Here is a 22,765-nt window from a genome sequence, read left to right as displayed (position 1 = left end):
ACGGATGTGCAGACGGTGTAGTCTTACTCGCGCAGAGTCCTTTCCGCATTTGTATATTGCAACCATCAGGGCAACGCGCCTGGACGGCCGCTGCCAGAAGATACGGAGCTAAGTGCCATGAGATCGTACCGCAACCTTCGCGTAACATCCTTGCTCGGCTATGCCCTGCTGCTTGCCGCTCTGCCCGTACAGGCGCAGAGCACGGACAGCACGAACACCACTGCCGCTACTTTCAGCGCCAATGCCAGCCTCACCTCGCAATACATTTCACGCGGCTTTCGCCAGACCTGGGGCAAACCCGCGCTGCAAGTGGGCGCCGACTACGTGCACCCGAGCGGCTGGTCGCTGGGAACGTGGGCTTCCACCGTCAGCGACCGCTATATCGAAGACGCCCGCATCGAATGGGACCTGTATGGCGGCTACAGCGGCACGGCGGGCGAGCTCGGCTATAGCGTGCTGGCGTATTACTACGCGTATCCGGGTGCCGTCTACCGCGCCACAGGCGTCAAATACGACTATGGCGAATTGTCGCTGGGCCTGAGCTACAGGATGCTGTACGCCAAGTACAACCATACCGTCACGCGGGACTTTTTCGGCGTCACCAATGCGCGTGGCACGGGCTACCTGGACGTAGGCGCGAATGTCGACCTGGGCAATGCCTGGACCTTGAATCTGCATGCCGGCAATGGCCGGGTGGCCGGCACTGGCAATGCCATCTGGAACTGGCGCGACGCCAAGGTCGGCATCACACGGGCCTTCGACGGCGGCTGGAGCGCTAGCGCCGCCGTCACGCGCGCCTGGGGTGCCACCAACGCCTATGACAATTACACACTGGGCATCCCGAATGCAGCCGGCCAGTTCGACACCTCGAACCCTGCCGCGACCACGCTGGTCGTGGCCATCAGCAAGACGTTCTAGGCGCGCCGCCCGAGGCACCGATACCACTCCTTACCAAGGAACAGCATCATGCAACTTTCCCTCAACAGCAAAATCTGCGTCGCCGCCACCGCGCTTGCCGTCCTCAGCCTGGGCATCACGGCGGCGGTGATCGGCTACAAGAGCAGCGCCAGCGCCGAGGCAGCCGCTTTGGCACTGGCGCGCACCTCGGCGCGCGAAGTAGCAGCTGCGTTGCAGGCACGTATCGGTAGCAATCTGGCCAGCGTCAGCAGCCTGGCCGGTGCCATGCGCGGCACCAAAAGCGCCAGCCTGCCGCTGCAGCGCGAGCAAATCAATGAACTGACCAAGGCCACCTTGAGCGGTTCGGAAGACTTGATCGGTGCGGCCGTCACGTGGGAGCCGAACGCACTCGACGGCAAGGATGCGGAATTTGCCAACCAGAAACCGAACTACGACGCCAGCGGCCGCTTCATGCCCTACTGGACGCGGGGCGTCGGCGGCAAGCTGCAAGTCGAACCCATCGTCTTCGACCCGAAACCCGGTGCCAACGACTGGTATGACGTGCCCAAGCGCACAGGGAAAACCTTCTTTACGGAACCGTACATCTATCCCGTCGACGGCAAGGATGTACTGATGGCGTCGCTGGTCACGCCCATCATGATTGATGGCAGCTTCAAGGGCACGGCCAGCGCCGACTTCATGCTCACGCGCCTGGCAAAAATCCTGGCCGACCTGAAAGTAATCGAGGGTGGCAAGCTGGCCCTGATCTCGAACGGCGGCCTGTACGCCAGCCACCCCTTGCCTGCGCGGCTGGGCAAGAAGGCCGACGACGTGCCGACTGCCGGACTGGAAAAGATTAGCCAGGGCCAGCCTTATGAATACGAGGATGAACAGGGCTACATCCATTTGCTGCAGCCCCTGCAGATCCACCCCGATATCGCTCCATGGAGCGTGGAACTGAACTTCCCGAAAAGCGTGTCCATCGCCTCGGCCCGCGAGCTGCTGATCTACACCCTGATCGTCGCCCTGCTGTGCGCGGCGGCAACGGCCGGTATTTTAATCCTCGTCGTCAGCCAGCTCATGCGCCCGCTGCGCGCCCTGGGCCGCACCATGACGGACCTGTCCAGCGGCGACGCCGATCTGCGCGTCAAGCTGGAAGTCAAGGGCACCGACGAGCTGGCCATCATCGGCAAGGGTTTCAACCAATTCGTGGAAAAGATCCACGCCGTGCTGCTGCAAGTGCAAGCGAGCGCCGACAACGTGGCGCGTTCCAGCGCTGAAATTGCACAAGGCAATAACGACCTGTCTGCGCGCACGGAACAGCAAGCCAGTTCGCTGGAAGAAACAGCGGCCTCGGTGGAAGAGCTGACGGGCACGGTCAAGGAAAACGCCGACCATGCGCGCCAGGCCAATCAATTGGCGGCTTCCGCGTCGGATGTGGCGCAAAAGAGTGGCGAAGTGGTCGGCAAGGTGATAGCGACCATGACCTCGATCAATGAGTCGTCGAACAAGATCGTCGACATCATCAGCGTGATTGACGGCATCGCCTTCCAGACCAATATCCTGGCCCTGAACGCCGCCGTGGAAGCGGCGCGCGCGGGCGAACAGGGACGCGGCTTTGCCGTCGTCGCCACGGAAGTGCGCAACCTGGCACAGCGCTCTGCCGCGGCAGCCAAGGAAATCAAACAGCTGATCGACGATTCCGTCGGCAAGGTGGCCACAGGCAGCAAACTCGTCGATGAAGCGGGCGCCACCATGGAGCAAGTAGTCGACAGCGTGCGCAAGGTCACCGCCATCATGGCCGACATCAGCGTCGCCACCAGCGAGCAAAGCGATGGCATCGCCCAAGTCAACCAGGCGCTGGCGCAGATGGATGGCGTGACGCAGCAAAATGCGGCCCTGGTCGAAGAAGCGGCAGCCGCCGCCGAAAGCTTGCAAGACCAGGCCAGCCACCTGGCCCAGGTGGTCAGCGTGTTCAAGCTGGGCGAGCAGGTGCGCCAGACGGCACCCGCAGTCACCGTGGCAACGCCGCGCGTGGCAACGCCAAGCACACCAAAGCCCGCCAAGCGCCTGAGCGTCACCAAGCCGCAAGCAGCGCAGCACGCGCCTGCCAAGGCACCGGCCAAGGCACCGGCAGGCGATGACTGGGAAGAGTTTTAAGCGCAGTAAAGCGTCGCTACCGCGCAAAGATCGTCTTTGCGCGGGCGCAGCCGGAGCAGCATCGTGCGCCTTGGTGTTTTTCCATAGGCAATTATTTTCTCCATCGCGCTTTACCGGGAAGCCCCGTCCTTGATTTTCAGGACGCGACAGGCTGAATCCCGCAATCCGTCAGCCATCGGCTTGACAACGTTGGCGCGCTTGTTCACACCGTCGAGGGTGGCTCAATTCTTCGAATCGAGCCGCGCGCGAACCAGGTGACACGAATAAGGGCAAGGGCAAGGGCAAGGGCAAGGGCAAGAGCAAGGCTAACACACTCCGCCAGCGACACTGATATTGCCGATGCCAAACTTGCGTTCATCAAGCGCTTGCCACTCACGTTCAATGCACACAATACCCGGCTACTGTTTGCAGATTTGCGCTAATCGGAGGCTGCGCAATATGCCATTCGTAAAATCTGATGGCGTTCTTGCATGCTGCGTTTGGGGCAGTCATGGCACTTTTCCCCATCAGCGCGACGAAAATGCTGGCAGCACGATTGTCTGCAGATGGCAAGGCGTGGTGCTTGCTTTTCCATTTTTACTTCTATCACTGCATCGGTGCAGGGCAGTTGCAGCGCATCAAGCCATTGTTGGCTCCAGTATTTTATGTCGCTATTGGCTATCGTCTTTCGATGTTGCTGGGCATGTAGCAGTGCCGACGTTACGCAATCGGCCTCCAGCATATTGGCCAGTTTTTCTGGCAGTCTGGTGTGCTTGCATAATGCGAGATACAGCGACTCGCGCAGTACAACGATATTTGTTGCTGCAGTCTTAATCAAGCTCTCGGTTTTTGCGGTAGGTAGCGCTTGCTGCGGAAGAGAAAATCCGGCAACAAGCCCAGGGCGCAACGTTTGCTTCATCCCGTTCAGGCTCGGTACACAGTGCGCTACATGTGTGCTGAGCACACAAAGATATACCGGCTGCCATATCAACAGGTTCCAGCAACGACACGACCAGTAATGCGGACCGGCTTCCGGGTAGTTACTTTGCAAAAATTGATACAGATGTTGTACTGCCAATGCAGGCGCATGATCGACATCAATTGTCATGTGATGAGATTGCCCATGGCGACCGGAGATACTACCGTCCAGGCCAGGCAGAACCTGGCTGATCATGGCGAATAATTCTTGCAGTGACATGACACCTCATGAAGGCATGACAGCGTTGGAAAAGATCGCGGAGCAAGGTGCATCGCTTGCGTTATGCACCCTGATGTTTGCGCTGATGTGCCGGATCAGAAACGTTTGCGCAGCGTAGCGTTGATATTGCGCGGCTTGCCATACTGGTATTGGTCGTATTGGCCTAGCTGCGAGTAATAAGTCTTGTCGAACGCGTTTTCCACATTCACCGTGAGCGACAGCTGCTTGTCAAACTCGTAGCGCGCCATCAGATTCCAGAGCGCGTAAGAACCTTCTTCCAGCTTGACCTTGCTGCGATCAGGTCGGTTGACGATATTGCTGTTCTGACTTTGCCAGTTGGCGCCGCCGCCTAAGGTCAGCTGATTCCATGCGCCAGGGAGCTGGTAGCTGCTGAAAAGTTTGAATTGACGGCGTGGCAAGGTGGTACTGAGTGCCTGCCCTTTATCGTCATGGCTGGAAAATACCGTATAGCCAGCAGTCAGGTTCCAGCCCTTGGCTAACTGGCCGGAAATTTCAGTTTCGAAACCGCGTGTCTTACCACTGCCGACGCTTTGATAGACCTGAACGCGTCCCGGCAGATACTGTCCAGGTACCGCTTGCGCTATGTGTTGGCGATCAATATCAAACACGGCGGCAGAGACATTGACTGCATTACCCAGCAAGGCTGCTTTGACGCCGATCTCCCGGTTCTGTCCAATTTCTGGTACCAGTGCTTTTGCATTGGCATCGAGCACGGTTTGCGGCGTGAAGATATCCGTATAACTGGCATAGACCGACGTGGTATCGGTGAGCGCATAATTGACGCCACCATAGAAGGAGAACTCCTTGTAGTCAGCATCGCTACGCGTACCGAAGTTGTTAGTCTTGCTGTGGTAGTTGGTGAAGCGTCCGCCGACAATGAGCGATAGCGGGTCGGTCAGCGACAGTTGCGTAACAGTGTAGAGTGCCTGCTGTTTGTTGCGGCCATCGGAACCTATCGTGCTGGTCGAACTCCATGCAGGCTCGGCTATGCCGTAGCCTGAAGTGAGGAAGTCACCGAGCGGTGGCAGTGCTGCGCTCGGATAGTAATACGGAGTATTAAAGCTTTGCTCGTTGAGAGTCAAGCCTGCATTGAGCTTATGCTGGCGGCCCAACAATTGGTAATTTCCACTCAGGCGCAGGTCGCCAGCATGTTGAATGCGTGTCGCTTCAATCTTGCTGAAGGCACCACTGTTCAAACCCACATTGGTTTGCGCATTTGGTGCGCCGTAGACGTAGGCATTATTCATCTGCAGTTGGTTGTGACCATAAGCGAAGCTGGCTTGCAGTTGCCAATTTTCGTTGAGCGTATGTCTGAGACTGGCAAATCCATTGAACGCCGTAGTATCTGATTTAGACCAGGGCTGCGCCGTGGAGGCCGAGCGCGGATAATTGGTTCTGCTGCCATCACTATAGAACAGCGGTAAGCCACCCGATATCGTGCCGTGAGTACGATTTTTTTGATAATCCATGCCGACTGTGAGGAGCGTATCGCTGCTCAGGTCAGTTTCGATCACTCCATAGAGAACGTCGCGCTGTTGCCGGTACCGGTCGAGGAAAGACTGGTTCTCCTGGTGCGCGCCGACCAGACGCCCACGCACGCTGCCGCTGGCATTGATAGGGCCGGCAACATCGACTTCGCTGCGCCAGGCATTCCACGCCCCCAGCCCCAGCAAGGCACTCCCCTGGAAATCGGCAGTCGGTTTTTTACGCATCAGATTGACCGAGGCCGAGGGATTGCCGGGGCCAGTGGTCAGGCCAGTAGCGCCGCGCACGACTTCCACACGGTCGTACAGCGCGGTGTCCATCGTATTGTCGCCATAGTTAAAACGGGTGTCATAGAAGGTGGGGACGCCATCGTACAAAATGTTAGTAATGCTCATGCCGCGTGAAAACAAGCTGAAACGGTCTGCCTCGTATTGTTTGGCACTCAAGCCCGTCGTGGCATTGATGACATCAATCACGCGTTCGAGCCGTTGGTCTTGCAAGCGTTGATGAGTGATCACACTGACCGATTGCGGTGTATCTCGCAGGGACAGATCAAGACCAGTTGCACTGGAGGCTCTGGGCGCGGTGTAGGACTGCGAATCTTCAGTCGTCGTTGATGATGGACGTTTGGCCGTGACGGTAATCTCGGTTAGCACGGCCGGATCGGAGCTCGTTTCGGCGCGAGCGACAGCTAGTTCTGTCAGGCTGGTGCTGGCCAATAATAAACCGAGGACTTTGCGTGTTTTAGCGCGCTTCATGAATCTGACTCTCTTTCTTGAACAGGAAGTCGATGGTTGTGGTCGTTGCGATTGTTCATATCTGGTCACTGGCTCAAGCCTTGCTGGACAGGCGGAACTGATGCAATGGGTTGTCGAGCATGCCGGCAAATTTCAGATTTTTTTCTCTGTCATCCAGATCTATCATTTGCTGGTTGTTATTGAGTTGCAGACGATTGAGGCAGGTACGCACAAAGTCGGGTTTGAACAGATCAAATTGACGATACTTAGAAGCAAACTGAGGGTGACTGCTTTGGTAGTTCGTCACGCAGCTTGCTACCGCTTGCCAGAATTGTGTTTCCGGTAAATTTGCCTGCCTGTCGAGCAGAGGTGCCAGGTAACGGAAGAAGCAGTCAAAAATATCGAGAAAGATGTAATTGATCTTCATATCGTCTTCGATCTTCACCGAGATACGATCCACGCCGGGTGGCAGTTGGCGATCACTGTTAAGTAGGCCAATCTCCTCGGCGATGTCCTTCATGAAGACAAATTGTGGAACGGCGTCTTCCAGAACGATAATCAGATTTTCACCGTGCGGCATAAATACAAGGTCATAGGCAAAGAAGGCATGCAGAAGCGGGGTCAGATACGTATCCAGATAGCGCTGCAGCCACTCGTGGGCATCAAGACCAGAGCGTTTGACGAGTGCCGCAGCCAGCGAGTGGCCCTCGTTATCGACATGCAGTAGCGAGGCCATCGTCATCAATTGCTGGCCTGCGCGCAGTTGAGTAACAGGACTCTCGCGCCACAGGGCTGACAGCATTTTTTTGTACGGCGTATCTTTTTCTACCGCGGCCTCAATATAGCGATTGTGATAACCAATGGCAGCGACCTCACGCAGTACTGTGAAGCGTTTTTCTTTGAAGACACTATCGGCAGCGACCAGCTCTGTGAGCCATTCATTGATTTGCGGCGTGGCACTCATGTAGTAAGGAGACAGACCGCGCATGAAGCCCATATTCAAAATAGATAGCGAAGTTTTGACGTAGCGACGCTGCGGCTTCGATATATTGAAGAAGGTACGGATAGATTGCTGGGCGAGATATTGGTCTTCGCTGCTACCCAGATAGACGATATGCGCGTTCGCGATATCGGCAGCAAAACAGGTCGAGATTTTTTCACGCCACTGCCAGGGATGGACTGGCATGAAGTAGTAGTCGCCGATCTGGCAGTCGGCATCAGCAAGTCTGGATTTGAACGATGCCAGTGTGGCTTCGGACAGCTCCGAGGCCAGCAAAGTGGCATAGTCGAGTTCGCGCACACTGGAAAATTTGGCATGTGTTTTTGCCACGGCGATCCACTCCAGTTCCAGCGCAGTTGCACTCTCTGGCGCATAGCGTAAGAAATCCTGGCTGTCGAAGCCGATGCGTCCATTGTTGGCGATAAAAACCGGATGGCCTTCACTCATGCCAGTTTCTACTTGCTGATAAGATGCCTGCACCAGTTCTGCCGAGCTCAGTGTCTGCTTTACCTGCTTGAACGCTTTGCTGTTAAGTGTGGCGCTGATTTCATCGAGATAAATCGGCAGTTGTTGGGTGCTGATACCGAGCCGGTCTTTTAACTCAATGATCAAGGTGAGTGCATCGAGCGCAACTTCCGTATCGTGTTGAAATTTGCGTATGGACTGCGGCACGATATCCAAATGATCGAGCGCGTAACGCTGCGCCGTAAACACGTAACTGATCTCTTGCGCGCTGATATTTACGCGGTAGGTATTGACCTCTTTTTGCGGCAACACCTCCAGCAGTTTTTCATGCGCAAATTCACTCAGTATTTTGCGTACCAGGTGACGATTTGCCTGTGCCCAATTGGCACTGTTGAGATGGCTGAGTGGATGTTGCAAAGTGGGAATGCGGATATCCATTGATGAAGTCCTCTGTGTCATGTTTGAAGGGTGATACAAGTGCATGCAGGCGGTGGCAAAATCGGCGCGACTGCAAAACGCCAGGCTGGCTAGTTTGTTGCTAAGCTCGATGTCTGCTTGATAGACAAAACCTGCTTTGCGATTAAGCGCATGGATTTTTTGGTTCCGCACATCTGGCTCGACCACGATGCGTTGAATCGAAGGCTCGTGAAACAGGAACTCCAGGATCAGTTCCAGCACGGCCTGAGTGAAGCCGTGCACAGGTTTTTCTGCCGGGCCCACAAAAAAATGCATGCCCCGGTCGCCAGCTTGTACCGGATAGTGTTGTCCTAGCTCGTCATGTGCAGGAGCGTAGCTTTCCATCAAAAAACTCAGCTCGTCTTTGACGATGCCAACGTAAGCATTGGCGTGTCCGCTCGTTTGCAACTGCTGATAAAAGCGGTGGACCTGATCCAGACTTTGTCCTTGCATGCCCCAAAAACGTGCATAGTCGAGGTTGAACCAACGATGCAGCACCGGTATGTCTTGCGCTTGCAGCAGGCGTATCTGCAAAGAACCCAGGCGGGCATGCTGCTTTTCAAAAAGAATGCTTGGTTTCATGCAGTCACCGCTTTCTTTGAGGAGACGTGACATAGCAAGGGATAGCTCAGCACAGAGAAGACAAAGCCAAGAGCGGCCAGCAAGAAAGGTGCAGAAAGCCCCTGGCTTGCCACCAGTGAGCCGGCAGTAAATGACGATCCAATCACGCCGAGGTTTTGAAACAGATTGATCAGGCTGTAGTCCCTGGCGTAGTCGTCTGGCTTACTTCGCTGGAAAAGCAGCACATCGAGATGGACGGTGACCTGAAACATTGCCCAACCGAACAGGCAGCGTCCCAGCACGATAGCGACAGGCTGCGGCCAGGCTTGCAACAACAGTCCCAGCGCCCCCAGCATGAGACAGGGAAGCGGGCGATTGAGCAGTAAGTGGCTGCGACTGGCAGCATGATTGCTCCACAGTGCCAGCAGTGCCATGCCAGCTGGAATGGCAAACGCCAGACCCGATACCGTTGTGTTATCAATGCCGGAGACCAGTTGCCAGTGCTCTGCAAAGAAAGGGCGAACCAGATAGGCGCTGAAATAGAACAGCATCATCGCTATTCCCAACAGATACAGGGGACGGCGAGCGCGAGAGCTCGCACCATGGCCAAGCACCTGAGCCTCATCGGGTTTTTGCGTGACCTTGCCGCTGCACAGCAGGTAGATGCAGATCAGCGTCTGGATGGCATCACCGGCTGCCATAAACAAGAACACGTCTTCAACTGACCAGCGATCCAGTACAACACCGCCGATGATGGCGCCGAAAATGCCACCAAAGTGGATCACGATGGAAAGCAGGCTAGCCATGAAGACATGTCGCTCTGGCTTTTGCAGGCGCATCATGAAGGGGTAAATCAAGAGATAGCTGGCTTTGCAAGCAATCATGCACAGCGAGACCAGCCAAAACATCGCAAGTGACTCAATGTGCATGCAGTACAAACACAACAGGCCGGCCGCGATCTGAGTAACCACCAGCAATTTAATGACCGCCAGCTTGCGTGCGACTCTTGCCCAGATGGGCAGCGCCACGATCACGGTGGCACTCATTGCCGCCAGATATGCACCGACATGCTCGGGACTTTCCATCCCAAAGCGTTGCGCGAAGAACTGGGGGTAAAACGGAATGAGCATGGTGTCGCTGATGACAGCGACGACCGTCATCGATAGTAAAAAAAAGGCGGTATTCATGCAGCTCTAGCCTCTTCTGGGATGACTTCGCTACCCAGCGGCAGTGCAAATTGCTGAAAGGCAATGCGCTGCTCAATGGCGTAATGTTCGACACCGGTGATTTCGCGCACGATAGTGGCATTGCGATAGCAAGCCATGCCCAGATCGGGCGTACTCAAACCGTGGCTGTATAAGCCAACGTTCTGCACAAATACTTCGCTGGCGGCATGATCGACACTGTAATTACGCGCGACGTCCAATCTTTTTTTCTCATCCCATCGCAGACGCGATCGGATTGGCGCCAGGAACTCAGGTAACTGGTAGTGATAACCGGTCGCCAGTACGAGTGCTTCGCTTTGCTGTTGGTAGTCCTGACCGGATTCAGTCTGGCGCAGCACCATGTCGTAACGATCCCTTACTTCGTCGTAATGGCAAAAACGCAGGTCGGCGTTGGTGAGCAAACGTGTGGGTATATCGCCGTTCAGGCGTTTGTTGTAGAGCAGATCAAAAATGTCGTTGATCAAGCTGAGATTAATGCCTTTATACAGGCCGTGCTGTTGCCGGATCAGTTGGTCGCGCTTAGTAGCGGGAAGAGCGTGAAAGTAATCGATGTAATCAGGCGAGGTCATTTCCAGCGTCAGCTTGCTGTATTCCAGCGGATAAAAGCGTGGCGAGCGCGTCAGCCAATTGAGCTGATAACCGCATCGGTCAATATCTTGCAGCAGGTCATAGTAAATTTCTGCTGCACTTTGACCACTGCCGATAATGGTGATGGAGCGCCTGCGTTGCAGGCTAGCTTTGTCGCGCAGATAACTGGCAGCATGTCGCGCACGCACACCTAAGTGGCGGCAGCACTCTGGAATAAACGGACTGGTGCCGGTGCCCAGTACCAGCTTATGCGCACGGTAAGTGCAGATTTGACCGCTGCGAAGGTCGCGGCTATGCACCAGGTATAGCGCTTCTGCTGCATCGTACTCCACACGTTCTACGCGGTTTCCCAAGCGGACGTTAGACAGCTGTGCAAGTGCCCACTGACAGTAAGCGTTGTACTCATTGCGCATCAGGAAAAAGCTTTCCTTGATATAGAAAGAGTAGAGCCGACCCTGCGTTTTAGCGTAATTGAGAAAACTGAAAGGGCTGGTGGGGTCGGCCAGCGTGACCAGGTCCGCCATGAATGGTGTTTGCAAAGTGGCGTTAGGCAACATCATGCCCGCGTGCCATTCAAACTGCTCCACCTGATCCAGAAACAATGCGTTGACGTCGGTTAAGGGCTCGGTGAGACAAGCCAGACTGAGATTGAATGGGCCCAGGCCAATGGCGATGAAATCATAAGTTTGCAGCTGCATGAGACTTTTTCTCCAGGAGGATTGAGGCAAAAGTTCAATGAGGTAAAGCCCCAATTTTTATTGGCATAAAAAATTCATTACCTCCTTGCGCGAGGTGACTGAATTGAACGAGTCGAACGTGCTGAGCAGCTTGCAGACCGATAACTTGAGGTCAGGCAAGTACTGCGTTATGCGAGTGCGCGTTACCTGAAAATCCTGGGGGATGGTTTTGGCGGGGAAAGCAAACCGTTGCCTGTGGATCGTCGCAGGTTGTTGCCGTCTGGGTGGGGGTCGAGGACCTTCCTGGAGTAGCTATGATGTAGCTTTGATTGTCACAAGAAGAGTGGCTGCCGATAAGACTGGCGCTGTTTCTCTTTGATCTATCATGTCACAAGCTCTACAATAATTCAAATGCAAATGATAATCAATACCATTTCGCATAAAATAATATTATTTCGCAGCACATACTAAACGGTGGCACCTTTGCGCTGGAATGGATAGGCTGGGGCCGACGAGGTGATTTTGTCGACACGCAAGCTCGTTGGCGCGGCGTTTCCCGACAGCTTGATCAGCATGTCGGCTGTGCCGTCCGGCTTGCCGGTGCTCTTGGTGCGCTTGGTGCGCTTGGTGCTCATGATCTCTGTCGCGACCACGGGGCCAGGGCAATCGGCCTTGAAATAGGTCTCGCCGGTCAGTGCCAGTTCCAGCGAACCGCTGTCGTCGCTGTTAAGTGCAATGACGAGCGATTGACGGTCGTGATTGTCTCAGGCCGACTGCCAGGCGCCGACATACGCGGCCAGCGGCGCGGCGCTGCAAAAATCGCCGGCGCAGGCAGTACACGCAGAACGGATGCTTGGCCAGATCGGCGGCGCGAGCTTGCTGCCACTTGTAGCCATAGCCGCGCTGGGTGCTACTTGTCTTGTCTGCGCGCTAGTCGCCAGATGGCATCGTGGCGATGCCTGTGGGCGTGGCAGTAATGCGGGGCTAGAGGTTCGTGAGCTTCATAGGCCCAGCGCACGCGATATCCATCGGATCAGCCGGCGAGGGCGAGCAAAGGGAGCGTGAGCACTCACCTCCTTGCGTACCCATTAAGTCAAGCGCTCATGGTGCAGTTGTAACCCGGTCAGGTGGCAGAGGATGATCAGTGAATCTGCGGCTGCCGCGACGTTGACGACCATCTCAACAGGTGCAGCGACAACCTGCACCACATCAGCAGCGAGGCCGCCCGAGGATTTCAGTAGTCAGAACATGTGAACTTCAAATAGAAAGACGCCTACTACGCAACCTTATTGATGCTTTTAACAATAGATTAAAAACAATGCTATACTTTCTAAATTGCAATATAAGTTGCAATTTGAACGCATATCACTTGGACTTCTAGGGAGAAAAGACATGGGCTGGTTTGATTCAATCGTCGATTATGTTTGTGAAAATCCAATTAAATCTGTCGCAATGCTTGGTGTCGGCATTGCAACGGGGGGGACAGCATTTGCCTTTGCTCCAGCGATTGGCGCAGCAGCCAGCGTTGCGGGCCTTGGTGTTGCTGGTGGAACGCTCACTGGCGCCGCAGCTTCTTCCGCTGGCTTAGCCGCACTCGGTGGGGGTAGCCTGGCAGCAGGCGGACTAGGCATGGCCGGCGGCACGGCTGCTGTAACCGCTGCTGCCGCCGCCGCTGGAACCACTGTAGTGGCCGTAACAACGTAATCAGGTCAAAATCTTATCTTGGCGACTCTGCTTCAGAATAATTCCAAATTCTGAAGCAGGAAAATAAAAAGCCCGCGACCGTATGAACTGCCCCCGCCACCCCAATCTCGCGTAGCGCAAAGGATGGCAGCTTCCCACCTTCGGTGCACATCGGACCGCTCGCAATTGCTTGCGATTCGGCCGAGGTGGCCGCCTGGCAGCAAAAATGCATCACAGCGAGCAAGGGGAAAAGCTGAGGTTTCAAGACGTGCCGCGAGGGGTAATATGAGGCCGTTGATCTGTAGGGGTAAATGTAGGGGTAAAAATCGCGGACATGAAAAAGGCCAATCCGAAGATTGGCCTAAGTCATTGATTCTTTTGGTCGGGACGGGAAGATTCGAACTTCCGACCCCATGCACCCCATGCATGTACGCTACCAGGCTGCGCTACGCCCCGACGAGGTGGGAATTATAGCAGAGGCTTTTAGGTTTTTGCCATGCTTTACGCAGGATTCATATTGAACTGCGCAAAGTTTTTTTCAGCCTGGAGGGAAGCGTTCTACTCACCCAGCAGCAATGCCGTCAAGACGATGCGGAAACCGGCGATCAAGGGTTCGGCCTTGACCTCGGGATTATGCACCAGCCGCACGGGCAAGCCCTGATACATGGCGATCATGGTATTGAGGCGGCCTTCCAGCATCTCTTCGTCAGCCGGCAAGCCGCGCTTGATGCGCGCATCCCGGATAATGGATAGCAGCAGCTGGCGCGAGCGCTGGTCCGCGCAGTGCAACATGTCCGCGATGACGGGGTTGCGCGACGCCTCGGCAAAAATTTCCAACGGCATCACCCAGGTTTTCGGGTCCAGCTTCTCCATCACATGTTCGCTGGCATTGTCGACCACGGCCTGCAGCGGGTCATCGCGCTGCGCCAGGTCCTGAATCATATTGGTGACACGCTCCATCTTCTGAATAACGAAGGCGGCGATGATGGCATCCTTGCTATCGAAATAATTATAGATATGGCCCGCGCTCATGCCGGCCGCCTTGGATATCTCGGCCATGCTGGCGCCGTGAAAGCCGCGGCGACTGAAACAGCTTTCGGCCGCATCGAGTACCTGCTTGCGGCGCGTGTTGGCGCGCTCGGGATCGGGGTGCTTCTTTTCAACTTGCTTCATGACTTTTCCAGTAGCGCGCCAGCCCTGCCCCTGCGGACAAGGGCAAGGCCGGCGTCGGCGTCCCCGTGATTATTGGACGCCGCCAGCGGCTGCGACGGCTGTCTGCTCAAGCTGCCAACCGCCGCCCAGCACCTTGTACAAGGTCACCAGGTTGGTCGATTTGGCCAGGCGCGCCGTAATCAGGCTTTGCTGCGCCGAGTACAGCGCGCGCTGGGCCACCAGCGCGTTCAAGTAGGATTCGGCACCCTGCTTGTAGCGCGCGTCGTGGATGGCGTAGCTCTTCGTCGACGCTGCGACCAGCGCAACCTGCGATTGCAAGCGCTCGTCGATGGTGCCACGCTGGGCCAGCGCATCGGACACTTCACGGAAGGCGACCTGGATCGCCTTTTCGTATTGCGCGACGGAGATTTCACGCTGCACCTTGGCGATATCGAGGTTGGCGCGATTCACGCCGGCATCGAAGATCGGCAAGCTGATCTTTGGAATGAAGCTCCACGTGCCGCTGCCTGCATTGAACAGGCCCGACAGGTTGTCGCTGAGCGAACCGGCCGTCGCCGTCAGCGAAATGCGCGGAAAGAAAGCCGCGCGCGCCGCACCGATGTTGGCATTCGCCGCGCGCAGGGTACGCTCGGCCGCCAGCACGTCGGGACGGCGCTGCAGCACGTCCGACGGCAAGCCGGACGGAATATCTGCCAGGGCGGTCACAGTGCCGAACTCGGCTGGCGGCAGCAAGTCGGCCGGCACGGGACCGCCGACCAGCAAGGCCAACGCATTTTGATCCAGCGCCACCTGGCTGGTAAACACAGCCACGTCGGAACGGGCCGACTCGACGCTGGTCTGGGCATCGTACTTATCCAGGCCGGAAGTAGCACCGGCATTGAAGCGACGCACGGCCAGCTCATACGACGACTGCTGGCTCTTCAAGGTATCTTGCGCCACGCGCAGGCGCTGCTGGTCGGCCACCAGGTTCAGATAGGTGCTGGCCACTTCGGCCACCAGGCTGATCTGCTGCGCCCTGCGTGCTTCTTGCGTGCCCAGGAATTGCTCCAACGCACTGTCGGACAGGCTGCGCACGCGACCGAAGAAGTCCAGCTCGTAGGCTGACACGCCCAGGTTCGCCGTGTACTGGCGATTGATGGACGCTTCGCCGTTGGCGCCGGCGTTCTTCGGCGCGCGCGTGGCCGTCTGGCCGCCCGAGGCCGACAAGGTCGGCATCAGGGCGGCGCGTTCGATGCCGTACGTGGCGCGCGCCTTCTCGATGTTCAGGATAGAGACGCGCAGATCGCGGTTGTTGGCCAGCGCCAGTTCCAGTACCTGACGCAGGCGCGCATCGGCAAAGAACTCGCGCCAGGCGACGTCGGCCACCGGCTTGGCGGCGGCCGTGTCAGCCGTGTCGGCCTTGTAGGAAGGGCCCGTCGGCCACGCCGCAGGCGCCGGCGCTGCCGGACGCTCATACGTGGGAGCCAGGCTGCAACCGGCCAGCAAAGCCAGTGCCGCCATGGAGAGTAGCGTTTTTTTCATATTAGTGCGCATCCTTAGAAAGCGTGACGGCTGGCGAGCCAGGCGTCGCCGGCGTGGCTGGCGCATCGTGCTTCGAGAAGAAGCCGCGCACCAGCACGAAGAACACCGGCACGAAGAAGATACCGAGGAAGGTGGCCGTCAGCATGCCGCCCAGCACGCCGATACCGATGGCGTTCTGGCTGCCGGAACCGGCGCCGCTGGAAATGGCCAGTGGCAATACGCCCAGACCGAAAGCAATCGAGGTCATCAGAATCGGCCGCAGACGCAGACGCACCGCATGCAAGGTCGCGTCCAGCAGCGACATGCCCGATTCCTGCATTTCCTTGGCAAACTCGACGATCAGAATCGCGTTCTTCGCCGACAGGCCCACCACCGTGAGCAAGCCCACTTGGAAGTACACATCATTCGACAAGCCAAACATCCACGTGCCCAGCACGGCGCCGATCACACCCAGCGGCACCACCAGCAGCACGGAGAACGGGATCGACCAGCTTTCATACAGCGCAGCCAGGCACAGGAAGACGATCAGCAAGGACAGCGCATACAACTGCGGCGTCTGCGAACCGGATTCACGCTCTTCCAGCGACACGCCGGTCCAGCTGAAACCTATGCCCGGCGGCAACTGCGCCACCATCGCTTCCATCGCATTCATGGCCGCACCCGTGCTCTGGCCCGGCGCCGGCGTACCCAGGATCTCTACCGACGGCAAGCCGTTGTAGCGTTCCAGACGTGGCGACGCATAAATCCACTTGCCAGTGGCAAAGGCCGAGAAAGGCACCATCTGGCCAGCGCTATTGCGCACGAACCACTTGTTCAAGTCTTCCGGCAGCATGCGCGATTCGGCATTGCCCTGCATGAACACTTTCTTCACGCGACCACGGTCGAGGAAGTCGTTGACATAGGAACTACCCCAGCCCACGCTCAGCACGCGGTTGATTTCCGAGATCTGCAAGCCCAGCGCGGTAGCTTTCTGCTGGTCGATATCGATCTTGTACTGCGGCGTATCTTCCTGGCCGTTCGGGCGCACGCCGACCATGGCCGGGTTTTTCGACGCCATACCCAGCAACTGATTACGCGCGGCCATCAAGGCGTCATGGCCGACACCGCCAACATCTTGCAACTGCATGTCGAAACCGGTGGCGTTACCCAGTTCCAGCACGGCAGGCGGTGCAAACGTAAACACCATCGCATCCTTGATCTGCAATAACTTGCCCATGGCGCGACCGGCCACGGCCGGCGCTTTTTGCGCCACGTCCTTGCGCAGCGCCCAGTCTTTCAGGCGCACGAAGGCGATACCCGTGTTCTGACCGTTACCGCCGAAGCTGAAACCGGCGACGGCAAACACGGAAGCGACGTTGTCTTTCTCGCTGTTCATGAAGTGCTCTTCGACTTGCTCGATCACTTTCAGGGTGCGCTCTTGCGTGGCGCCAGTCGGCAATTGAATCTGCGTAAACAAGATGCCCTGGTCTTCTTCCGGCAAGAACGATGTCGGCAAGCGCATGAAGAGCAATACCAGGCCTGCCAGCAGTATCACGTACAGCAACATCGAACGGCCACGGTGGCGTATCATGCTGCCGACCCAGCCCTGGTAGGTGTTGCTGCTGCTGTCGAAGCTACGGTTGAACCAACCAAAGAAACCCTTGTTGGTGGCGTGATGGCCCTTCTCGACCGGTTTGAGCAAGGTCGCGCACAAGGCTGGCGTAAATACCAGCGCGACAACCACGGAGAGCACCATCGACGAGACGATGGTGATCGAGAACTGGCGGTAAATCACGCCCGTCGAACCGCCAAAGAAGGCCATCGGCACGAACACGGCCGACAGTACCATGGCGATACCGACCAGCGCGCCGGTGATCTGCGTCATGGACTTGCGCGTCGCTTCCAGCGGCGACAAGCCCTCTTCGCTCATCACGCGCTCGACGTTTTCCACCACCACGATGGCATCATCGACCAGCAAACCAATGGCCAGCACCATGGCAAACATGGTGAGCGTATTGATCGAATAGCCAAACGCGTTCAGGATGCCGAAGGTACCGAGCAACACGACCGGCACGGCCATGGTCGGGATCAGCGTGGCGCGGAAGTTTTGCAGGAACAGATACATCACCAAAAATACCAGGATGACCGCTTCGACCAGGGTTTTGACCACTTCTTCGATCGACAGTTTCACGAACGGTGTCGTATCGAACGCCACCTGGTAGCTCATGCCTTCGGGGAATTGCTGGCTCAGCTTGCCCAGCATGGCTTTCGCCGCATTCGCCGTATCGAGCGCATTCGCGCCCGTCGCCAGCTTGATCGCCACGCCGGTGGCCGCATTGCCGTTGTAGCGGGCCACGGTGTTGTAGTTCTCGCGCCCCAGTTCCATGCTGGCCACGTCCTTCAGGTACACCATGGCACCGTTGGTAGTGGTTTTGAGCAAGATGGCACCGAACTGCTCGGCCGTTTGCAAGCGGCTTTGCGCCGATACGGTGGCGTTCAACTGCTGGCCCTTGACAGACGGCGTGCCGCCCAGTTCGCCGGCCGACACTTCCGCATTCTGCGCCTGCACGGCCGTAATCACATCGGCCGGGGTCAGGTTGAAGCTTTGCAGCTTGGCCGGATCGAGCCAGATGCGCATGGCGTACTGCGAACCGAACAGTGTTACATCGCCCACGCCAGCCACACGGCTGAGCGGATCGACGACGTTGGCGGCCACATAGTCGCTCAAGTCGGTCTGGTCCATCTTGCCGTTTTCAGAAATGAAGCCGAACACCATCAGGAAGTTCTTCGTCGCTTTCGACACGACCAGGCCTTGCTGCGTGACAGCGGTCGGCAGCAGTGGCGTCGCCAGTTGCAGCTTGTTCTGTACCTGCACTTGGGCAATGTCCGGGTTGGTGCCGCTGATGAACGTCAGCGTGATGCTGATGCCGCCAGTGGCATCGCTCGACGAGGCAATGTAGCGCAAGCCGTCGATACCCTTCATCTTTTGTTCGATGACCTGGGTCACCGCATCTTCCACCGTCTTGGCGGAAGCGCCAGGGTAGGAGCCGCTGATCGAAATCGACGGCGGCGCGATGCTCGGATACTGCGCGATCGGCAGGCTGAGGATCGAAATCACGCCGGCAAGCATGATGACGATGGCGATCACCCATGCAAAAATCGGGCGATCAATGAAAAAACGGGCCATTGATATTCTCCTCGATTAGTGGGCGCTGGCAGCCGATGCGGCGGCAGAAGCGGCAGCGGGCGCAGGAGCAGCTTCAGCCTTGGCCGGCACGGCAACGGCCGGGGCACCTGGCTTGACTTTTTGCAAGCCCTCCACGATCACGCGGTCGCCCGCAGCCAGGCCGGATGTCACGAGCCAGTCGTTGCCGACCGTGCCGCTGGTGGTCAGCACGCGTTGCTCGACCTTGTTTTCCTTGTTCAGTATCAAGGCCGTTGCCTGGCCCTTCTGGTTGCGCGTCACGCCCACTTGCGGCACGGTGATGGCTTTTTCATCCACGCCTGTTTCCAGCCGCGCACGCACGTACATGCCTGGCAGTAATTCACCTTTCGGGTTCGGGAACAGCGCGCGCAAGATCACGTTGCCGGTACTCGGATCGACTGTCACGCCGGAGAACTGCAGCTTGCCCGCTTCGCTGTACTTGCTGCCGTCGGGCAGGATCAGGTCGACCTTGGCCTGGCCTTCACCCACTTTTTTCAGCGAACCGTCCGCCATCTGGCGTTTCAGGCGCAGCAGGTCGGTACTCGACTGGGTCACGTCGACATAGATCGGGTCGAGCTGCTGCACGCTCGTCAGCGCTTCGGCCTGGCCCGCCGTCACCAGCGCGCCAGCTGTCACGCTCGAGCGGCTGGTGCGGCCGCTGATCGGCGCCGTCACGGTGCTGTATTTCAGATTGATATTCGCCAATTCCAGCGCTGCGGTGGCGGACTCGACATCTGCCTTGGCTTGTTCGAACGCGGCGACAGCGTCATCGTATTCCTGGCGGCTCACGCCTTCGATGGCAACCAATTCCTTGTAGCGTGCCGCTTTCGGGCCGGCCGTCAGCAGGTTGGCCTTGGCTTTCGACAGCGCGGCCTTGGACGAATTGGCAGCGGCCTGATAGGTGGCGGAATCGATCTGGTACAGCGCCGCGCCGGCTTTCACATCGCTACCCTCGACAAACAGGCGCTTCTGGATCAAACCGCCAACTTGCGGGCGCACGTCGGCGACCTGGTAGGCGTTCGTGCGGCCCGGCAATTCGGCACTCATCGGCAACGCGGCCGGATTCACGGTAAACACGACCACCTGTGGCGCTTGCTGCGCGCGAGGTGCTTCCTGTTTTTTACTGCAGCCGGCCATCACTACAGTGGCGCACAAAACAGCAATAGCGCCGCTCGTACGCGGCGACGTCAAGAAAAAGGTTGGTTGCATCTTGGACTTTCTGAAAAAGAAGCTGGCTAGTGTCGTTAGAAATGAGGAAATTTATTAACGCAGATCAAAGAATGAACGATCATTCTAAAATCGTCAAGCGTCGTTACAATTGAAACATAGTAACTTTCAAGCGGATTAAATTATCAATTTATAAACAAAATAAGGACAGCAACAGCGGCGGCAGGCCGGCAAAGTGGCGCCGGGACCTAGCCGCAGTGGTAAAACGGTAGAGCGGGAAAGGTATATTGAGCAACGACTTTAGCAGGCTCAAGATTTCTTTGCTGAACTGAGCGACAAGGATGCGATATGGGGGCGCAACACGGGGCGCAATACAGGGCACAAGCGGCCTGGACGCGCGCCCTCGCCGAGCTCAATGGGCGTCGCCGGCTTCGCCTGCTGCTCGCTGCGCTGTCCGAACTGGAACGGCAAAACCAGGCGCATGGCAATCACCGGTGCCGCTTGCGTATGCTGCAATAACGGGGCGTGCCGCTAGTGGCACGCAATGACGTTCATTTCCACTTGCCGCGCAATTCCTGCACCTTTTGTTGCAGCAACTCCGGCGTGGCGGCCTCGGGTGCCACCGGCATGCCCACGGCCAGCGACAAACGCGAACGCAAGCCAGCCTTGAAGGCGCGCTCGAACAGGTGGCCGTTGCGATGGCTCAACAGATGGCCCCACAAGCCGCGCAGCGCCAGCGGAATCACGGGCACCTTGCTGCGCTCGACGATTTTGGCGATACCGCCCTTGAATTCGCTGATCTGGCCCGTGCGCGTCAGCTTGCCTTCAGGGAAGATGCACACCAATTCCCCCTCGTGCAGCGCTTGCGCAATATCGATGAAGGCCCTTTCCATCAGGAAAGGATCTTCCTTGGCTGGCGCAATGGGGATGGCCTTGGCCGTGCGGAAAATCCAGCCCATCAGCGGCATCTTGAAGATGCGGTGGTCCATGACGAAACGGATGGGGCGAGGACTGGCCGCCATGATGACGATGGCGTCCACATAGCTGACATGGTTGCACACCAGCACCGCTGCGCCTTCCGCAGGGATACGCTCGGCATCGACGACATTCACCCGATGCACGGTCTGGATGAGTATCCACGCCAGGAAACGCATGAGAAATTCCGGCACCAGCGAAAAGATATAGACCGCCACCAGCGCATTGAGAATCGCCGTGACAAGGAACAGCTGCGGTATGCTAAAGCCCTGCCCCAGCAGTACGATGGCCACGCCAGCGGCCGCCACCATGAACAGGGCATTCAAGATATTCATGCCGGCAATGGTGCGCGAAATGTGTTTCGGGTCGCAGCGCGTCTGGATCAGGGCGAACAGGGGCACGATGAAGAAACCGCCAAACACGCCGATCATGACGATGTCGAGCAAGATACGCGGCACGCCCGCCTGGCTCACAAACGCCAGCGCGTCGACTACTTGCGTATTTGCATAGGCATTGCTGGCGAAATACAGGTCGATGCCGAACAGCGACAGGCCGATGGAACCAAACGGCACCAGGCCGATCTCGATCTTGTGGCCGGACAGGCGCTCGCACAGCAGGGAACCGGTGCCGATGCCGATGGAAAACACCGTCAGCAGCAGTACGAACACGCTATGGTCGCCATGCAGGAAATCCTTGGCATATACGGGGAACTGGGCCAGGATCAGGGCGCCATAAAACCAGAACCAGGAATTGCCCAGCATGGCGAGGAAGACGGGGCGGTTCTTGCGTGAAAAATTCAGGTTGCGCCACGATTCGGCGACAAAGTTCAGACTCACCTTCAAGTCTGGCTCGGGCGCAGGCGTGCGCGGCACGCGATAGCTGGCGAGCAGGCCGAAGACGGCCACGGCAATCGTGGCGCCGGCCACCAGTTCCACGCCCAACGGCTTGTGCACAATCAAGACGGCGCCCAGGATTTCACCCAATAGAATGCCGACGAAGGTGCCCATCTCGATCAGGCCATTGCCGCCGACCAATTCCTCGCGTTTTAGCTGCTGCGGCAGATAGGCATACTTGACGGGGCCGAACAGGGTCGAATGCACGCCCATGCCCACCACGGCGGCCACCAGCAGCCACAGCGTATGCGTCATCCAGCCGACGGCGGCCACCGCCATGATCGCCAGTTCCATCCATTTGACGAAACGCGCCAGGCCCGCCTTTTCGAATTTGTCGGCCAACTGGCCGGCCGTGGCCGAGAACACGACATAGGGCAGGATGAACAGGCCAGGAATCAGGTTGGTAATGGTGGACGGGTCTAGCGTGGTCCAGCTCAGTGCATCGTAGGCAAGGATCACCATCAGGGCCGTCTTGAACAGATTGTCGTTGAAGGCGCCAAAGAACTGGGTCCAGAAGAAGGGCCCGAAACGGCGCTGCGACAATAAGGAAAACTGGCTGCTTTGACTCATGGCATGGGAGGAGGCGGGCTGAAGGAATCGCTAAAATACAGCACTATCCTGTGCACGACAATGTGAATGTCGTCCTCTTGCCCGGCGTCAATACAAAAAGTACGCCGCGGCCAATGCCAGTGATGCAGCCAAGCAGGGCTAGACACTTG

Annotated in this window: 16 protein-coding genes and 1 tRNA gene; 5 read left to right on the top strand and 12 right to left on the bottom strand. The window is 57.4% G+C overall.

Features of this window, described 5'->3' with window-relative positions; genetic code table 11:
* Positions 1-117: 117 nt before the first annotated feature.
* Together ACQ4V8_RS02030 and ACQ4V8_RS02025 are read left to right on the top strand one after the other, a co-directional pair.
* Complete coding sequence (locus ACQ4V8_RS02030; RefSeq protein WP_043462389.1) at positions 118-918, top strand: TorF family putative porin; 801 nt, start codon at positions 118-120, stop codon at positions 916-918.
* 48 nt (positions 919-966) lie between these two features.
* Positions 967-3,057, top strand: coding sequence for a methyl-accepting chemotaxis protein (locus tag ACQ4V8_RS02025; RefSeq protein WP_010399935.1), 2,091 nt, complete (start codon positions 967-969; stop codon positions 3,055-3,057).
* A gap of 418 nt (positions 3,058-3,475) precedes the next feature.
* Here ACQ4V8_RS02025 and ACQ4V8_RS02020 read toward each other — a convergent pair whose 3' ends face one another.
* From ACQ4V8_RS02020 to ACQ4V8_RS01995, 6 genes are all read right to left on the bottom strand, one after another.
* Positions 3,476-4,234: a siderophore ferric iron reductase gene (locus tag ACQ4V8_RS02020; protein ID WP_082261002.1), complete on the bottom strand. Its 759-nt coding sequence runs from the start codon at positions 4,232-4,234 to the stop codon at positions 3,476-3,478.
* Positions 4,235-4,329: 95 nt separating this feature from the next.
* Positions 4,330-6,498 carry a TonB-dependent siderophore receptor gene (locus tag ACQ4V8_RS02015; RefSeq protein ID WP_436570809.1) on the bottom strand — a complete coding sequence of 723 codons (2,169 nt, stop codon included), beginning with the start codon at positions 6,496-6,498 and terminating at the stop codon, positions 4,330-4,332.
* 73 nt (positions 6,499-6,571) lie between these two features.
* Complete coding sequence (locus ACQ4V8_RS02010) at positions 6,572-8,980, bottom strand: GNAT family N-acetyltransferase (RefSeq protein WP_436570808.1); 2,409 nt, start codon at positions 8,978-8,980, stop codon at positions 6,572-6,574.
* Complete coding sequence (locus tag ACQ4V8_RS02005; protein ID WP_436570807.1) at positions 8,977-10,146, bottom strand: MFS transporter; 1,170 nt, start codon at positions 10,144-10,146, stop codon at positions 8,977-8,979. Before ACQ4V8_RS02005 ends, ACQ4V8_RS02010 begins: the two co-directional genes overlap by 4 nt.
* Entirely contained in the window at positions 10,143-11,471 is a 1,329-nt protein-coding gene (locus tag ACQ4V8_RS02000) for a lysine N(6)-hydroxylase/L-ornithine N(5)-oxygenase family protein (RefSeq protein ID WP_070346480.1), read from the bottom strand. The genes ACQ4V8_RS02005 and ACQ4V8_RS02000 overlap by 4 nt, the downstream gene beginning before the upstream one ends.
* Before the next feature lie 446 nt (positions 11,472-11,917).
* Positions 11,918-12,085: a hypothetical protein gene (locus ACQ4V8_RS01995; protein ID WP_436570806.1), complete on the bottom strand. Its 168-nt coding sequence runs from the start codon at positions 12,083-12,085 to the stop codon at positions 11,918-11,920.
* Between the two features lie 712 nt (positions 12,086-12,797).
* Here ACQ4V8_RS01995 and ACQ4V8_RS01990 point away from each other — a divergent pair.
* A complete protein-coding gene (locus tag ACQ4V8_RS01990; RefSeq protein WP_142303444.1) occupies positions 12,798-13,154 on the top strand; it encodes a hypothetical protein in 357 nt (118 codons plus the stop codon).
* A 104-nt stretch (positions 13,155-13,258) separates the two neighbouring features.
* Positions 13,259-13,390, top strand: a complete 132-nt coding sequence (locus ACQ4V8_RS01985) for an AlpA family phage regulatory protein (protein ID WP_080570669.1) — start codon at positions 13,259-13,261, stop codon at positions 13,388-13,390.
* 122 nt (positions 13,391-13,512) lie between these two features.
* On the opposite strand, the gene ACQ4V8_RS01980 is transcribed toward ACQ4V8_RS01985, so the two are convergent.
* The 5 genes from ACQ4V8_RS01980 to ACQ4V8_RS01960 form a co-directional block, all read right to left on the bottom strand.
* A tRNA-Pro gene (locus tag ACQ4V8_RS01980) sits at positions 13,513-13,589 on the bottom strand.
* Between the two features lie 102 nt (positions 13,590-13,691).
* On the bottom strand, positions 13,692-14,306 hold the full coding sequence (locus ACQ4V8_RS01975) for a TetR/AcrR family transcriptional regulator (protein WP_010399948.1): 615 nt from the start codon (positions 14,304-14,306) through the stop codon (positions 13,692-13,694).
* 69 nt (positions 14,307-14,375) lie between these two features.
* Positions 14,376-15,827: an AdeC/AdeK/OprM family multidrug efflux complex outer membrane factor gene (gene adeC / locus ACQ4V8_RS01970; protein ID WP_436570805.1), complete on the bottom strand. Its 1,452-nt coding sequence runs from the start codon at positions 15,825-15,827 to the stop codon at positions 14,376-14,378.
* A gap of 1 nt (position 15,828) precedes the next feature.
* Complete coding sequence (locus ACQ4V8_RS01965) at positions 15,829-18,993, bottom strand: efflux RND transporter permease subunit (RefSeq protein WP_010399955.1); 3,165 nt, start codon at positions 18,991-18,993, stop codon at positions 15,829-15,831.
* 15 nt (positions 18,994-19,008) lie between these two features.
* A complete protein-coding gene (locus ACQ4V8_RS01960) occupies positions 19,009-20,220 on the bottom strand; it encodes an efflux RND transporter periplasmic adaptor subunit (protein WP_010399957.1) in 1,212 nt (403 codons plus the stop codon).
* Between the two features lie 306 nt (positions 20,221-20,526).
* Here ACQ4V8_RS01960 and ACQ4V8_RS01955 point away from each other — a divergent pair, with 306 nt between their 5' ends.
* On the top strand, positions 20,527-20,697 hold the full coding sequence (locus ACQ4V8_RS01955; protein ID WP_157998756.1) for a hypothetical protein: 171 nt from the start codon (positions 20,527-20,529) through the stop codon (positions 20,695-20,697).
* 32 nt (positions 20,698-20,729) lie between these two features.
* Here ACQ4V8_RS01955 and ACQ4V8_RS01950 read toward each other — a convergent pair whose 3' ends face one another.
* Positions 20,730-22,616 carry an MFS transporter gene (locus ACQ4V8_RS01950; protein ID WP_010399961.1) on the bottom strand — a complete coding sequence of 629 codons (1,887 nt, stop codon included), beginning with the start codon at positions 22,614-22,616 and terminating at the stop codon, positions 20,730-20,732.
* Positions 22,617-22,765 lie beyond the last annotated feature (149 nt).

It is taken from the genome of Janthinobacterium paucivorans (assembly GCF_051380805.1).
Classification (GTDB): Bacteria; Pseudomonadota; Gammaproteobacteria; order Burkholderiales; family Burkholderiaceae_D; genus Janthinobacterium; species Janthinobacterium lividum_D.
This window is presented reverse-complemented; position numbering and strand designations above follow the sequence as displayed.

Excerpts from the sequence above, each read along its gene's own strand:
- ACQ4V8_RS01950 (WP_010399961.1), bottom strand. The coding sequence starts at position 22,616 with ATGAGTCAAAGCAGCCAGTTTTCCTTATTGTCGCAGCGCCGTTTCGGG.
- ACQ4V8_RS02020 (WP_082261002.1), bottom strand. The coding sequence starts at position 4,234 with ATGTCACTGCAAGAATTATTCGCCATGATCAGCCAGGTTCTGCCTGGC.
- ACQ4V8_RS02000 (WP_070346480.1), bottom strand. The coding sequence starts at position 11,471 with ATGCAGCTGCAAACTTATGATTTCATCGCCATTGGCCTGGGCCCATTC.
- ACQ4V8_RS02025 (WP_010399935.1), top strand. The coding sequence starts at position 967 with ATGCAACTTTCCCTCAACAGCAAAATCTGCGTCGCCGCCACCGCGCTT.
- ACQ4V8_RS01975 (WP_010399948.1), bottom strand. The coding sequence starts at position 14,306 with ATGAAGCAAGTTGAAAAGAAGCACCCCGATCCCGAGCGCGCCAACACG.
- ACQ4V8_RS02030 (WP_043462389.1), top strand. The coding sequence starts at position 118 with ATGAGATCGTACCGCAACCTTCGCGTAACATCCTTGCTCGGCTATGCC.
- ACQ4V8_RS01955 (WP_157998756.1), top strand. The coding sequence starts at position 20,527 with ATGGGGGCGCAACACGGGGCGCAATACAGGGCACAAGCGGCCTGGACG.
- ACQ4V8_RS02005 (WP_436570807.1), bottom strand. The coding sequence starts at position 10,146 with ATGAATACCGCCTTTTTTTTACTATCGATGACGGTCGTCGCTGTCATC.
- ACQ4V8_RS01965 (WP_010399955.1), bottom strand. The coding sequence starts at position 18,993 with ATGGCCCGTTTTTTCATTGATCGCCCGATTTTTGCATGGGTGATCGCC.
- ACQ4V8_RS01960 (WP_010399957.1), bottom strand. The coding sequence starts at position 20,220 with ATGCAACCAACCTTTTTCTTGACGTCGCCGCGTACGAGCGGCGCTATT.
- ACQ4V8_RS02015 (WP_436570809.1), bottom strand. The coding sequence starts at position 6,498 with ATGAAGCGCGCTAAAACACGCAAAGTCCTCGGTTTATTATTGGCCAGC.
- adeC (WP_436570805.1), bottom strand. The coding sequence starts at position 15,827 with ATGAAAAAAACGCTACTCTCCATGGCGGCACTGGCTTTGCTGGCCGGT.
- ACQ4V8_RS01995 (WP_436570806.1), bottom strand. The coding sequence starts at position 12,085 with ATGAGCACCAAGCGCACCAAGCGCACCAAGAGCACCGGCAAGCCGGAC.
- ACQ4V8_RS02010 (WP_436570808.1), bottom strand. The coding sequence starts at position 8,980 with ATGAAACCAAGCATTCTTTTTGAAAAGCAGCATGCCCGCCTGGGTTCT.